This is a genomic window from Pseudomonas sp. (genome assembly GCF_040514055.1).
In the GTDB taxonomy this organism is placed as follows: domain Bacteria; phylum Pseudomonadota; class Gammaproteobacteria; order Pseudomonadales; family Pseudomonadaceae; genus Aquipseudomonas.
This window is the reverse complement of record NZ_JBEVDL010000066.1, coordinates 109,264-123,582: the sequence shown is the minus strand read 5'-3', so window position 1 is coordinate 123,582 and position 14,319 is coordinate 109,264. Positions and strand designations below refer to the sequence as shown.

Annotated in this window: 10 protein-coding genes; all 10 read left to right on the top strand. The window is 59.9% G+C overall.

Annotation, left to right across the window (positions count from 1 at the left end):
• Positions 1-9 precede the first annotated feature (9 nt).
• The 10 genes from gspD to ABWY06_RS16965 all read left to right on the top strand — a co-directional run bounded on the left by gspD (position 10) and on the right by ABWY06_RS16965 (position 14,285).
• Positions 10-2,238 carry a type II secretion system secretin GspD gene (gene gspD / locus ABWY06_RS17010; protein ID WP_353926755.1) on the top strand — a complete coding sequence of 743 codons (2,229 nt, stop codon included), beginning with the start codon at positions 10-12 and terminating at the stop codon, positions 2,236-2,238.
• A gap of 60 nt (positions 2,239-2,298) precedes the next feature.
• Positions 2,299-2,715, top strand: a complete 417-nt coding sequence (locus ABWY06_RS17005) for a hypothetical protein (protein WP_353926754.1) — start codon at positions 2,299-2,301, stop codon at positions 2,713-2,715.
• A gap of 628 nt (positions 2,716-3,343) precedes the next feature.
• Complete coding sequence (locus ABWY06_RS17000) at positions 3,344-4,447, top strand: glycosyltransferase family 2 protein (RefSeq protein WP_353926753.1); 1,104 nt, start codon at positions 3,344-3,346, stop codon at positions 4,445-4,447.
• A 2-nt stretch (positions 4,448-4,449) separates the two neighbouring features.
• A complete protein-coding gene (gene rfbB, locus ABWY06_RS16995; RefSeq protein ID WP_353926752.1) occupies positions 4,450-5,508 on the top strand; it encodes a dTDP-glucose 4,6-dehydratase in 1,059 nt (352 codons plus the stop codon).
• Complete coding sequence (gene rfbD / locus ABWY06_RS16990; RefSeq protein ID WP_353926751.1) at positions 5,505-6,398, top strand: dTDP-4-dehydrorhamnose reductase; 894 nt, start codon at positions 5,505-5,507, stop codon at positions 6,396-6,398. Before rfbB ends, rfbD begins: the two co-directional genes overlap by 4 nt.
• 9 nt (positions 6,399-6,407) lie before the next feature.
• Positions 6,408-7,289 (top strand): glucose-1-phosphate thymidylyltransferase RfbA, encoded by an 882-nt coding sequence (gene rfbA / locus ABWY06_RS16985; protein WP_353926750.1) that lies wholly within the window; start codon positions 6,408-6,410, stop codon positions 7,287-7,289.
• Positions 7,289-7,834: a dTDP-4-dehydrorhamnose 3,5-epimerase gene (gene rfbC / locus ABWY06_RS16980; protein ID WP_353926749.1), complete on the top strand. Its 546-nt coding sequence runs from the start codon at positions 7,289-7,291 to the stop codon at positions 7,832-7,834. Before rfbA ends, rfbC begins: the two co-directional genes overlap by 1 nt.
• On the top strand, positions 7,834-8,652 hold the full coding sequence (locus ABWY06_RS16975) for an ABC transporter permease (protein ID WP_353926748.1): 819 nt from the start codon (positions 7,834-7,836) through the stop codon (positions 8,650-8,652). The genes rfbC and ABWY06_RS16975 overlap by 1 nt, the downstream gene beginning before the upstream one ends.
• 16 nt (positions 8,653-8,668) lie before the next feature.
• Positions 8,669-10,021, top strand: coding sequence for an ABC transporter ATP-binding protein (locus ABWY06_RS16970; RefSeq protein WP_353926747.1), 1,353 nt, complete (start codon positions 8,669-8,671; stop codon positions 10,019-10,021).
• Positions 10,014-14,285: a glycosyltransferase gene (locus tag ABWY06_RS16965; protein WP_353926746.1), complete on the top strand. Its 4,272-nt coding sequence runs from the start codon at positions 10,014-10,016 to the stop codon at positions 14,283-14,285. Before ABWY06_RS16970 ends, ABWY06_RS16965 begins: the two co-directional genes overlap by 8 nt.
• Positions 14,286-14,319: the final 34 nt, after the last annotated feature.

Sequence of the window (14,319 nt, the reverse complement as noted above, 5' to 3'; positions counted from 1 at the left end):
TTTCCTTAATTGACGCACAATCAACGGCGTTCTGAGTGTGTTCTCAAGCTGTTGGCGAACAGAGAGCGTGGTGTTATGAAGTTTAGAAGCCTCGCAGGGAGAAGCGTGCCGCGCTTTCCCCTGTCGTTGATCTGCGTGGCAATGCTGCTGTCGGCCTGCAACACGATGACTAAAACGGAGCCGGAGCGGCCGGCACCGTCGATCGTCAAGACGAACGCGGTGCCGCCACCGGCATCGGACGAGCTGCCGGTAGAGGCGCCGCAAAAAGGCCGCGTGCTGCTCGAACAGCGTGGTTCGGGTAATTTTGTCGGTGCCCAGGCGCGCAGCAGCGCGCCAGTGACTGACGGCGTCAATGTCAACTTTGAGAATGCCCCCCTGGCCGATGTGCTGGGCGCCGTACTGGGCGACATGCTGGGTGTGGCCTATTCGCTGGAAGGTAATATCGGCGGTAACGTGACCCTGGTCTCGAGCAAGCCGGTACCCAGGGATGCACTGCTGTCCATGCTCGAGTCGATGCTCGAAGCCCAGGGCATTGCCATGGTGCGCGGCGCCAACGGCATCTATCGCGTCGGCCCGTCGGCACAGCTCAAGCGGGAAGTGCCGGTTGGGAGGCTCGAGGCCAGCAGCCAGGCCGGCTACAGTGTGCGTATCGTGCCGCTGCAATACCTGTCGGCGCTCGAAGCGCAGAAGGTACTGACGCCGTTGGGCATGAAGGACAGCATCCTGCACGTGGACCCTGTGCGCAATATCCTGTTGCTCGGGGCGTCGGGACCGCAAATGCAGAATGCGCTGCGGACCTTGCAAATGCTCGATGTCGACTTGCTCAAGGGCATGTCGTTTGGCATTTACGAGGTGGTGAACCTGGATGCCAAGGAAATCGTTGCGCGCTTTAACGAGGTATTGGCCAATCCCAAGATCGGGGCGCTGACCAGCGCCAAGCTGGTGGCCATGCCCGAGCTCAACAGCGTGATGGTGGTGGCACCGCAAGCCGATCAACTGGATACGGTTCGTTCCTGGTTGACGCGCCTGGATACCCTCGGTCGTGACGACGATCAGGCCGGCGAGCAAATGTATGTATACAACGTACAGAACGGCGAGGCCAAGGTGCTCGCCCAGTTGCTTGGCCAGATCTTCGGCGGTACCACCAGCGACGCGACGCCCAGCACCAGTGGCGAGACAGCCCCAGGCCTGGGGCAGAGCGATCTGAGCTCCAGCGATGGCTTGAGCAGCTCAAGCTCCGACACTTCGGGCTCCAGTCTGGGCTCCTTCGGCAATGACTCCTCGAAGCAGGCAGGGGTCAGCAGCACCACCACCAAAAATGGTACCCGGATTGTCGCGGACGAAGGCAACAACTCGTTGCTGGTCATGGCGACCGCCAAGGAATGGCGCAGCATCCGCTCGGCCATCGAAAAAATGGACAAGACGCCGTCCCAGGTTCTGGTGGAAGTGTCGATCTGGGAGGTGACGCTGACGGATACCCTTAATTACGGGGTCGAATGGTTCTTCAACAACAAAGGAGGATTTCCTACTACCGGCGCGAACCGTACGATTCCACAGACCGGTGGATTGGGGTCTTTCGGCAACAATTTGGCCAGGGCTATTCCGGGCTTTTCGTACGTGTTTTCCGGTTCCGATTGGCGAGCGGTCATCAATACCCTTGCGGCAAACACAGAAGTAAAAACCCTGTCCTCGCCGTCGATACTGGTGTTGGACAATCAGGAAGCCAAGATCCAGGTCGGCGACCAGCAACCGATCCAGACCAGCAGCACCATCAGTGGCAGTGACCTCAGCACTCAAAATTTTCAATTGAAAGACACTGGGGTGTTGCTCAAGGTCAAACCGCGAGTCAACGCCGGTGGTTTGGTCATCATGGAAATTGCCCAGGAAGTCACAGATATCGGTCCGCCGGATGACGCCACGGGGCAGCGGAGCTTCAAGAAGCGCAGCATTGAAAGTTCGGTGGCCATCCAGAGTGGCGACACCATCATTCTCGGTGGGTTGATCGAAGACAAAGACAATGGTGGCAATTCCGGCATCCCTTACCTGCGTGACATGCCGCTGCTAGGCCCCTTGTTTGGCGCGACTAAAAATGAGGGTAAGCGTACCGAATTGCTGGTCACCATCAGCCCGCGCGCGGTCACCCAATACAAGGATTTCGACCGTATTGGCGAAGACTTCCGGCAGAAAATGGGCGGCGTGACCGAGGCGTTCCGCGAAGAGTTCGAAGCGCAGAAGTAGCGCCACGGTCAGGCTCTGGCCTAAAGCGTTTTTATGATTAATGTTTATTAGGAGTGGTTTATGCGTATTCGACACATAGCGATTGCCGCCAGCCTGCTGACCCTGCTGTCCGCATGCGCCGGCTTTCAGCCCAAGACCGATGTCGAGGTGGTCAAGGCACTTTCGCAGCAGCGAATGGACGCACTGGTGGCGCAGGACATGGAGGAGGCCTATTCGTTGATGTCGCCGGGCTATCGCGCTAGCAACAACTTGGAGCGTTTCAAGCGCACGGTTGGGGTGGGCGCGGCGCGCTTGAATTCGGCTGACGCACGAACCGTAAGCTGCGAGGAAGATGCGTGTAAGGTCCTGGTGTATGCCAACTATTACTTCCCCGATAGCAAAATGACAGAGCTGAAAGATGCTCCCACCTTTGAACGTGTCAACGAAGAGAAATGGATACGCCTGGATGGGAAGTGGTGGTTCTTCTCCCTGAAGTGATCTGGGGGGAGCAGAATTCAGCGTCGCGCCCCGAAGGTTACCCAGCCTCCTGACAAATAGTGTTGGCCTGGTAAATCGCTCCTTTCGGGCTGTATGGCGCTGGATCGTTTCGGGCCGTTGCCCGGCACGACCTGGCCTACAGGGGCCGCTGATGCTCGCAGAATACCGATCTGTCTACCTGCGGGGAGGTCTGTGCGCCCCGCCTATGGGCTGATCTGTCCATGGCCTCGATCCCCGTGGTCGGCTTAACGTGACGGCAAAGAGGTTGTCGCTGAGCTCCCTGCCCGAATGTCAAATCCATGCTGGCCGCGCACGGGTTCCGCCTCCTTGTTGCCGCACCGCGCGGTAGGAGTGAGGTCGCTGGCGTTGGGGGGAGCATGCCGCTCGCACGGGTGCGCTAGGCGTAAGGTCGGTGCAGGCGGCAAGAATTGACCCTGCCCACTTTGCTATTATTGCCCCTTGCGGTAAGTCGCTTCACTATTCACGCTGAGGCGCTTTGCGGAGGGTGCTGAATCTGCCTTACTCGTTATCCGTCTATGTTTGTACGCCGTAGTTCAATAGACATGGCACGGCTTAGTCGCTTTACAGCCATACAACCTCGTGGCGCACGGAGTACCGCTGATGATCAATGGAAGAACTGAGGTTTGTTGAGCGCCTGTCGTTTGCTGCTTCGGCGGACCCTATGAGTCTGCTGGGGCTGCATCGCTCATTGCAGGTTCAGGCTGACGACGTAACGAGATCCGCCTCCTTTGGCGGTGCGGTGGCTCGAGAGCCGTCCGCCGCCGCGAATCTGGCGTTGTCGTCGCCAGAGGCGCCGCTGGTGGCAATCCTGTTGTGCTCGTTCAATGGCCAGGCTTTTCTCGCCGAGCAATTGGATTCAATAGCAGGGCAGGAACACTGCAACTGGCGCCTGGTGGTTTCGGACGATGGCTCCCTGGACGGTACGTTGACGCTGCTGGCCGCATACCAACAAAGTTGGGGTGCGCAGCGCCTGGAGTTTCTCGCCGGCCCCTCCCGTGGTTTCGCAGCGAATTTCCTGTTCCTGAGCTGTAAGGCCGATATCGCCAGCGATTTTTATGCCTACGCTGATCAGGACGATGTCTGGCATCCGGCGAAGCTGCAACGGGCCCTGACCTGGCTGGCCGGCCTGGCGCCAGGCGTGCCGGGGCTGTATTGCTCGCGCACCCTGCTGATCGACGAGCGCGGCTGCGATCAGGGCTACTCCCCGTTGTTCAGCAAGCCGCCTACTTTCGCCAATGCCCTGGTGCAAAACGTGGGCGGAGGCAACACCATGGTATTCAACGCCGCGGCCATGGCCCTGCTGCGCGAAGCGGGTGCCGGGGTTGCGGTGGTATCCCATGATTGGTGGCTGTACCTGGTAGTGACCGGGTGTGGGGGAGAGGTCTTCTATGATGCAATGCCCTCGGTCGGCTATCGGCAGCACGAGGGTTGCGTGGTGGGGAGCAATTCCAGCTGGCCGGATCGTCTGGTGCGTTTTCGCATGATGCTGACGGGACGTTTCCGTGCATGGAATAGCGTGAATATTGCAGCGTTAAGCCTGTTGCGGCATCGACTTACCGACGAGAATAGAAAGAAATTCGATTACTTTGTGCATTCCAGGACCCGCTGGCTCCTACCGCGGTTGATCGGTCTGTGGCGTTCCGGTGTTTACCGTCAGACGGTCTTCGGGAACATGGGGCTTATCTTCGCGGCACTGATCAAGAGGCTATAGACATGACTATTTTGGTGACCGGTAGCGCGGGATTTATCGGGGCGAACTTTGTGTTGGACTGGCTCGGCGGTACCGATGAATCGGTGGTCAGCCTGGACAAGCTGACCTATGCCGGTAACCGGCAGAACCTCGCCAGCCTCGATGGCGACTCTCGGCATCACTTCGTCCATGGCGATATCGCCGACCAGGCTCTGGTCAGCGCCCTGCTGGCGCAACACCAGCCACGCGCTGTGCTGAATTTCGCCGCGGAGTCCCATGTGGATCGGTCCATCCTGGGGCCTGAAGAGTTTATCCAGACCAATATTGTCGGCACATTCCGCCTGCTGGAGTCGGTAAAAGCCTATTGGCAGCAATTGCCCGCGGAGCGCGCGGGGACCTTTCGTTTCCTGCATGTCTCCACGGACGAGGTCTATGGCTCACTGGGTGCTGCCGATGCCGCGTTCACCGAGCAGCACCAGTACGAACCCAACAGTCCCTATTCGGCCTCCAAGGCCGCTTCGGACCATCTGGTTCGCGCCTATCACCATACCTATGGCCTGCCGGTGCTCACCACCAACTGCTCCAATAATTACGGCCCCTATCATTTCCCCGAAAAGCTAATTCCGTTGGTGATCCACAATGCCCTGGCGGGCAAGGAACTGCCGATCTACGGAGATGGCCAGCAAGTCCGCGATTGGTTGTATGTCACCGATCACTGCAGCGCGATCCGTCGGGTACTGGCCGATGGCAAGCTGGGGGAAACCTACAATGTCGGCGGTTGGAACGAAAAAGCCAATCTGGACGTGGTCAAAACCCTGTGCGCCATCCTTGACCAGGAGCAGCCGCGTGCGGACGGGCGCAGCTACGCTGAGCAGATCGCCTTCGTCAAGGACCGCCCGGGGCATGACCGTCGTTACGCCATCGACGCTGGCAAGCTGGAGCGGGAGCTGGGCTGGAAGCCGGCGGAGACCTTTGAGACCGGCATACGCAAGACTGTGCGTTGGTACCTGGACCATCAGGCGTGGGTCGCGCATATCACCAGTGGTGCCTATCGGGAATGGATGAGTAAACAGTATCAATGAAGATTCTATTACTGGGCGCCCAGGGACAGGTCGGCTGGGAGTTGCAGCGTGCGCTGGCGCCGTTGGGGCAATTGCTGGCGCTGGACCGTCGTTCGGCCGACCTGGAAGCACCACAGGCGCTGGCCGAGCGTGTTCTCCATGAGCAGCCGTCGATCATCGTCAATGCGGCGGCCTACACGGCTGTGGATAAAGCGGAAGCCGATCAGGACCGCGCCCGCACGGTGAATGTCGAATCAGTGGCCCTGTTGGCAACCGTCGCCCGGCAGCTCGACGCCTGGCTGGTGCACTACTCCACCGACTATGTGTTCGACGGACGCAAAAGCGCGGCCTATGTCGAGACGGACGCCACGGGTCCCCTGAGCGTCTACGGCCAGACCAAGCTCGACGGCGAACAGGCGATCCGCGGCAGCGGCTGCCAGCATTTGATTTTGCGCACCAGTTGGGTCTACGCCGCGCGCGGGGGGAACTTCGCCAAGACCATGTTGCGCCTGGCCGCTGAGCGCGACGAACTCAAGGTCGTCGCCGATCAAGTGGGGGCGCCGACCAGCGCCGAATTACTGGCCGATGTGACCGCGCTCATGCTGCAGCGCCTGACGACCGATTCGGCCTTGGCCGCCAAGGCCAGTGGCATTTATCACCTGGTGGCGAGCGGCGAGACCAGTTGGTTTGCCTACGCGCAGTTCGTCATCGATGAAGCGATACGCCTGGGGTGGCCGTTGCGGGTGACGTCCGAGCGCATTCAGCCCATCAATGCCGCGCAATATCCGGTACCCGCGCAACGTCCGGCCAATTCGCGGCTGGATAACCAAAAACTGCAACGCACCTTTGGTCTGCACCTGCCCGACTGGCAAGTACACGTCAAACGGATGCTCATTGAACTCACCCCCTGAGGGAACCCCATGAACCGCAAAGGCATCATCCTCGCCGGGGGCTCCGGTACCCGCTTGCACCCGGCCACCCTGGCGATTTCCAAACAGCTGCTGCCGGTTTTCGACAAGCCGATGATCTATTACCCGCTCACCACCCTGATGCTGGCGGGCATTCGTGACATCCTGATCATTTCCACGCCCCAGGACACCCCGCGCTTCGAGCAATTGCTTGGCGACGGTAGCCAATGGGGCCTGAACCTCAGCTATGCCGTGCAGGCCTCGCCCGACGGCCTGGCCCAAGCCTTTTTGATTGGCGAAGCCTTTATCGGCAACGACCTGTCGGCACTGGTGCTGGGTGACAACATCTACCATGGCCACGACTTCCAGGAACTGCTGCTCAGCGCCATGGGCCGTACCCAGGGCGCCAGCGTGTTCGCCTATCACGTGCACGATCCCGAGCGTTACGGTGTGGTCGAGTTCGATGCGGCCGGTAAAGCCATCAGCCTGGAAGAGAAACCGGCGGTGCCCAAGTCGAATTACGCGGTCACTGGCCTGTATTTCTATGACAACAGCGTGGTCGAGTTGGCCAAGGGTATCCGTCCTTCGGCTCGTGGCGAGCTGGAAATCACCGACCTCAACCGGCTGTACCTGGAACAGGGCACCTTGTCAGTCGAAATCATGGGCCGTGGTTATGCCTGGCTGGATACCGGTACCCACGAATCCTTGCTCGAGGCCAGTTCCTTTATCGCGACCCTGGAAAACCGTCAGGGGCTCAAGGTGGCCTGCCCTGAGGAGATCGCCTTCCGGCAAAAATGGATCAGCGCCGAGCATCTGGAGAAACTGGCCGAGCCCTTGTTGAAGAATGGCTACGGCAAGTACCTCAAGCGCCTCCTGACCGAGACGGTGTTCTGATGGGCTATCGTGCGTTGGCGATTCCCGAGGTCATGCTGTTCGAGCCCCGTGTGTTCGGTGATGACCGTGGCTTTTTCTACGAAAGCTTCAATCAGCGCGAGTTCGAAGCCGCGATCGGTCGTTCGGTCGCCTTCGTGCAGGACAATCATTCACGTTCGGCCCGGCATGTATTGCGTGGCCTGCACTACCAGATCCAGCAGCCCCAGGGTAAGTTGGTACGGGTCGTGGCCGGCGAGGTGTTCGACGTGGCCGTCGACCTGCGCCGGAGTTCGGCAACCTTTGGCCAGTGGGTAGGGGTACACCTGAGCGCCGAGAACAAGCAGCAATTGTGGGTGCCGGAAGGCTTTGCCCATGGATTTGTAGTGTTGTCCGAGTCGGCCGAGTTTCTCTACAAGACCACTGATTACTACGCGCCGCAATTCGAGCGCTGCGTTGCCTGGAACGATCCCGACCTCGCCATCGACTGGGCACTTATGACCCCGCCCGCGTTGTCGGCCAAAGATGCCCAGGGTCTGCCCTTCCGGCAGGCGGAGATGTTTGCCTGATGCTGCATTTCCCCATTTCCCCGGTGGAGATGGTGGCGAGCTTTTGGCGCAACCGTAGCCTGATACGCACGCTGGCGACGCGTGAAGTGCTGGGACGGTACCGTGGCTCCGGCCTGGGACTCCTCTGGTCGTTTCTCAACCCGGTGCTGATGCTGGCGGTGTACACCTTTGTTTTCGGGGTGATCTTCAACGCGCGCTGGACCCTGGAAAGCGACTCGAAGGCAGAGTTCGCCCTGGTCCTGTTCGCCGGCTTGATCGTCTTCAATCTGTTCGGGGAGTGCCTCAACCGCGCGCCGGGCTTGATCCTGGCCAACGTGAATTACGTGAAGAAAGTAGTGTTTCCGCTGGAGGTGCTGCCGTGGGTGGCGCTTGTGGCCGCGCTCTTTCATTGCCTGGCCAGCTTCGTCGTGTGGTTGCTGTTTTACGTCTGTTTTCTCGGCATGCCGTCTCCGAGCGCGCTGTTGTTGCCGCTGGTACTGGTGCCACTGGTGTTGCTGACCCTGGGGCTGAGCTGGGGCCTGGCGTCGCTGGGGGTGTACCTGCGCGACATCAGCCAGATCATCGGTAGCCTGGTCACCATGTTGATGTTCGTGTCCGGGATTTTCTATTCGGTGTCTTCGGTGCCGGACAAGTACCAGGCGGCAATGCGCTTGAACCCCTTGGTGTCGATCATCGAGCAGGCGCGCGATGTGTTGATCTGGGGACGCATGCCGGATTTCACCCAGCTGTCGATTTTTCTCGGCGTCAGCTTGTGCATCGCGTGGCTGGGTTTCGCTTGGTTTCAGAAATCGCGCAGGGGCTTTGCCGATGTGCTCTGACGCGCTGCCAGCGGCAATGCTTCCTGCAGATAGCGAGACAGAGGGGGACGACGCGTTTGTAGTGCGGGTCAGTGGCCTCAACAAGTGTTACCAGATCTACGACAAACCCAGTCATCGCCTGTGGCAAATGTTCAGCCGTGGGCGTCGACAACACTACAGTGAGTTCTGGGCGCTCAGAGGCGTGTCCTTCGCCATTCGCAAAGGCGAGACGGTGGGCATAGTCGGGCGCAATGGCAGCGGCAAATCGACTTTATTGCAGTTGATTTGCGGCACCCTCAACCCTACCGGGGGAGATGTCCAGGTCAACGGACGTATCGCCGCTTTGCTGGAGCTGGGGTCGGGTTTCAACCCGGAGTTCACCGGCCGCGAGAATATCTACCTGAATGCCGCTGTATTGGGACTAAGCAAAGACGAAGTCGCGGCGAAATATAGCCGCATTGCCGAGTTTGCCGATATTGGCCAGTTTATCGATCAGCCGGTGAAAACCTACTCCAGTGGGATGGCGGTACGTTTGGCATTCGCCGTGGCGATTCACGCCGACCCGCAGATACTGGTGGTCGATGAAGCCTTGTCGGTCGGTGACGAACTGTTTCAGCGCAAATGTTTTTCCCGTATCGAGACGCTCAAGGCACAGGGCACCACCATCCTCTTCGTGTCCCATGCCGGCAATCTCGTGGTCCAGTTATGCGACCGCGCCCTCTTGATGGATGCCGGTGAATTGTTGGCCGTGGGGACGCCCAAGGCAATCATCGGCCAGTACCAGCAATTGCTCTACGCCCCTGCGGAAAAACGGGCACAGATTCGCGCGAGTATCGCCGCATCCCTGGCGTCCAGCCCATCGGCCGACGCGGGCCTGTCGACCCTGCCCGAAGTGATCGAAGAGTTCCTCGACGCAGGATTGACGTCATCCTGTCTGGTCGAGACCGAGCCCAGCGGAGCGCATATCCAACCGCCGCGGATCACCACCCTGCAGGGGCAACCTGTCAACAGCCTGGTGCGCGGCCGTAGCTACCTGTATCACTACCAGGTCCATTTCAGTCGCTCGGCGACTCAGGTGCGTTTTGGTACGGTAATCAAGACCAAGTCCGGCATGCCGTTGGGCGGTGCCTTGTCGGTGTCCTCCCGGGATCGCACCATTGCCTATGTCAACGCGGGCAGCCAGGTTGAGGTGCAATTCCGGTTCGACTGTCTTCTGAATCCGGGCCTGTATTTTATGAACGCCGGAGTGTTCGGTTCTCAGGACGAGGAAGAGACCGTGTTGCATCGCCTGATCGATGCCCTAGTGTTCCGAGTACTCCCTGTCCAGCACAACATAGTCACTGAGATCATCGATTTTGGTTTTTCTCCCAAGGTTACGATAAATGAGTGAATGTTTTTCCGGGTTGCTGGTGTCCTGTCCCAACGAGGGCGGCATATTCCTGGTGCAGGCCGGGCAGGTGGCGCAACTGGATGCTTACAGCGCCACGGGTCTGAATTTTTCCGCTGGAATACTGGTCAGTGGACGACAGCCGTCCACCGTTCTGATCCATGGCCAAACCACCGTGCAGATCGATGAGTCGGCAGCGGCTTTTCATGATGTCCACGATGTACTGATCTTCGACCAGCACCTGTATGTAGTGGCCACCAGCGGCAATGAAATCATTCAGTTCAGCCTGGACGGTGTGGAGCAACGTCGCTGGATATTTCCCGGGGACGAGGACTCCCGGCATGTCAACTGCCTGGCCCTGTGGAACGGTGCGTTGGTGTTCTCTGCCTTTGGTGATTTCGATGAACACCGTGGGTATAAGGGTCACACCCAAGGGGCCGGTTACGTACAGGAGCTGTACAGCGGCCAGCGGCTGATCAGCGGCCTGTCGCAGCCGCACAGCCTGACGCCGCTAGGCGACAACCTGTTGCTGGCCGATTCGGAGAATTTACGGTTGTGCGAGTACTCACCGTCCGGCGAGCTGGTTCGCAGCAAAGCCCTTGGGGGCTACACTCGCGGCCTGTGTATCAGCGGTTCGCGGTTGTATGTGGGGTTGAGTCGGTCGCGCAATATCGCCGAGCAGGACATGCCGACGGCTGTGTTGCTGTGCCTGGACCTCGACTCTTGGGACGAAATCGGCCGCTTGCCGATTGCGAGTCACGAAATTTATGGGGTGCAAAGACTCGATGACCCTTCGGCATTGTTGAGTGTCGTCACGCGGATCGCCAGCCATGCCGCCCTCGGCTACCATGCCGAATTGTCGCAGAATCTAGGCCAGCGTGAGGGGCTCATGCAGGCAATCGCGTTGCGTGATCAGCAACTGGACGGGTGCGGCGGCATTATCGCCGAGCGTGAGAAACACATAGGTATCCTCAAACAGGCGGAGTCGGCCCAGCAACAGCAGATCCACCAGCTCGCCCAGCTGTTGGACGAGCGCAGCCAGCGGCTGCAGTTGACCAGTCGAGTCCTTAGCGAATGCCAAAGCCAGATCCAGGACCTCAAGACTTCGCTGTGCGAGCGTGAAGTTCACATCGCTCAGGATCGCGCAGTGTCGAACAGCCATGAGGTCAGGTTGGTCGAACTCAAGGAAGCACAATCGCTGCGGTTGAGCGAAGTTCAGCAAGCTCTGGAAGTGCAACGCACACGCGCCGCAATGCTGGACGCGTCGGTGCAGCGGCAACAGCTGGACCTGGCGTCCCTGGCACAGCAGGCACGGGAACGCGACGCTGCACTGCTGTCCCTCAACCAGGCGCTGGAACTGCAGCGTGTCGATTCGCTTCGGTTGCACGAGTCGCTACGAACCCTGACTGATCAGCGTGACGAGTTGAGCGCATTACTGGCCCTGCGCGAGGAGCTGCTGGGCCGCTCGGAGCAGCACCTGAGTGAGCGCGACAAGGCGATCGACTCGCTGGGACAAAAGTTGGCCTTGCGTACCGCGCAGATCGCCAGCCTTGACCAATGCATCATTCAACGCGATCAGCGTATCCATGCCCTAGACCAACGCTTCAGTGAGCTTGATGCCCATTGCGGCGCGCAAGAGGTGCGCTGTAGTGAACTGCAGGCACGCTGCGTTGAACTGGAAACGCTGGTCATTGAACTGCAAAGTGATGCTCAGGGGGCACTTGAGCAGCAAGTCGAAAGCAGCAAGCAAATAGCGGTGCTCAACCTGACGCTGCAGGAGCGTCAGCGGGTGATCAGCGAGTTGAACCAGGAGACGGTCAAACGTGGCGCCTGGGGCCAGGAGCTGCAGCGCGAACTCGCGCGAACGCAGACTGAACTGGCGCAGCTGGCTGAGCAGGCCAGTCTGGTCGCACCGTTGGAGGAGGAGGTGGTCCGCCGTGGCCAATGGGCGTTGCGGCTGTCCGATGAGTTGCGCGAGGCCCACGAGCGGGTATACGGGATGGCCCGTAGTCACTCCTGGCGTCTGACCTTGCCGTTTCGCGAATTGAGTCGCTGGGTGTTTTCGCCAAGCCAGCAGGCTCGCCGTTACTTCGGGCTCTCGGTGCGGGGCGCGCAGTACATTTATCGCGCGCTACCGTTCAGCGCGCGGACCAGGGCCTCCCATCGCGATTTTTGCATTGCCAATCTACCCGCGGTGCTCGCTGCCAGCGCGCAGCCGGTAAGGCTCGAGAAGGACGCGTCCGGTCAGTCGAGCCCGGCCGCCATCGACAAAGCGACGCAGGTTGCACCTGATTCCATCCGTCTGCCGGTGGCTGAGCAGCCGCTGGTGTCAATTATCATCCCGGTTTACGGCCAATGCGCCTATACCCTGCGCTGTCTCGCGTCGGTGGCCGAGCACCACGGCGCGACCCCTTTCGAAGTGATAGTGGTCGACGATTGTTCACCCGACGATTCAGTAACGGTCCTGGGCCAGGTCGAGGGTGTTCGCTTGATAGGCAATGCTCAGAACCAGGGCTTTATTCGCTCCTGCAATGCTGGCGCTCTCAGCGCGCGCGGTCAGTACCTGTGTTTTCTGAACAACGATACCGAGGTCAGGCCTCGTTGGTTGGAGGAACTGCTACAGACGTTCGACGAGTTCCCCGGTACCGGGCTGGTGGGTTCCAAGCTGGTCTACCCCGACGGTAGCTTGCAGGAAGCTGGCGGGATCATTTGGCAGGACGGCAGTGCCTGGAACTATGGCCGCAATCAGGACCCGGCCTTGCCGGTGTACAACTATGCGCGCGAGGTCGACTACTGCTCCGGCGCGTCGATCATGGTGCCCAAGGCCCTGTTCGATGAGCTGGGTGGCTTCGACGAACACTATGTGCCGGCCTACTGCGAAGATGCCGATCTCGCGTTGAAACTGCGCGACCGGGGTTATCGGGTGATCTACCAGCCGTTATCGGTGGTGGTGCATTACGAAGGCGTCACGTCCGGTACCGACCTGACCCAAGGGGCCAAGGCCTATCAGGTCGCCAATATGAGGAAAATGGCCGAGCGGTGGCAGCGGCGCCTGAGTGGCCATCAGAAGAACGGCCAGCAACTAGATCGGGCAAAGGACCGCATGGCCACCCGCCGCGTGCTGATCCTGGACCACTGTACGCCGACGCCCAATGAAGACGCCGGCTCCGTGCTGGCCTTCAACACCTTTCTGCTGTTCCGGGACATGGGCTTCCAGGTCACCTTTATCCCCGAAGACAATTTTCTCTACATGCCCGGGTACACCGAGGCGTTGCAGCGGGTGGGCATCGAGGTGCTGTACCGGCCCTACTGCCAGACGGTCGAGCAACATTTGAAAGAAGTGAAGGACCGTTATGACCTGGTCTACTTGCTGCGGCCCAAGGTGGTCGAGCGCAATCTGGAGCTGATCCGCAAACACTGCCCTCGGGCCAAAGTGCTCTACCACACCGTCGATTTGCACTTCCTGCGAATGGAACGCGAGGCGGCCTTGTTTGGCGATGCGGTCAAGGGCAAGGCCGCCAAGCGGATGAAAGCGCTGGAGTTTTCCGCCATCAAGGCAGTAGACGCGGCCATCGTGGTCAGTACCAACGAACTGGAGTTGCTGCGCCGTGAACTGCCGGACGAAAGAATCCACCTGTTTCCGCTGATCATGGATGTCACCGGAACCACCGTCGGCTTCAAGGAACGTCGCGATATCCTGTTCGTGGGCGGCTACCAGCACACCCCCAATATCGATGCGGTGCACTATTTCGTCGCCGATATCATGCCCTTATTGCGCGTACGGCTGCCGGGGGTACGCTTCTTTGCCGTGGGCAGCAAGCCGCCAGAAGAGATCCGTGCGCTGGAGAGCGAAGACGTGGTGATTACCGGCTTTGTCGAAGATCTGCCACCCTTGCTCGATCGCATGCGCCTGTCGGTGGCGCCGTTGCGCTATGGGGCCGGAATCAAGGGCAAAATCGGCACGGCCATGGCCCATGGACTGCCGGTGGTGGCTACGTTTCTGGCCGCCGAGGGCATGGCATTGACGCCGGAGGAAAACGTGCTGGTGGCCGATGATCCCGCTGCCTTTGCCGATGCGGTGGTGCGGTTGTATGAGGAGGAAGTGCTGTGGCAGGGGCTCAGTGAGGCGGGGCAAGTCTTCGCCTTGAAGGAGTGGGGGGTAGAGGCCGCTTGGCGCTCCCTCAGTGCCATTCTGGAGGGGCTGGGCTTCAGCACCTCACGCTCCGCCTTGCCGCTGAGCTCCTACTCGTTTACCAAGCGCCAATGAGTGGATGGATGATTGCCGTGGATTTACAGCCGCG

Bases quoted from the DNA above. Each gene is read 5' to 3' on its own strand.
- ABWY06_RS16975 (WP_353926748.1), top strand. From the start codon at position 7,834: ATGCTGCATTTCCCCATTTCCCCGGTGGAGATGGTGGCGAGCTTTTGG.
- ABWY06_RS17000 (WP_353926753.1), top strand. From the start codon at position 3,344: ATGGAAGAACTGAGGTTTGTTGAGCGCCTGTCGTTTGCTGCTTCGGCG.
- ABWY06_RS16965 (WP_353926746.1), top strand. From the start codon at position 10,014: ATGAGTGAATGTTTTTCCGGGTTGCTGGTGTCCTGTCCCAACGAGGGC.
- rfbC (WP_353926749.1), top strand. From the start codon at position 7,289: ATGGGCTATCGTGCGTTGGCGATTCCCGAGGTCATGCTGTTCGAGCCC.
- rfbB (WP_353926752.1), top strand. From the start codon at position 4,450: ATGACTATTTTGGTGACCGGTAGCGCGGGATTTATCGGGGCGAACTTT.
- ABWY06_RS17005 (WP_353926754.1), top strand. From the start codon at position 2,299: ATGCGTATTCGACACATAGCGATTGCCGCCAGCCTGCTGACCCTGCTG.
- rfbD (WP_353926751.1), top strand. From the start codon at position 5,505: ATGAAGATTCTATTACTGGGCGCCCAGGGACAGGTCGGCTGGGAGTTG.
- rfbA (WP_353926750.1), top strand. From the start codon at position 6,408: ATGAACCGCAAAGGCATCATCCTCGCCGGGGGCTCCGGTACCCGCTTG.
- ABWY06_RS16970 (WP_353926747.1), top strand. From the start codon at position 8,669: ATGCTTCCTGCAGATAGCGAGACAGAGGGGGACGACGCGTTTGTAGTG.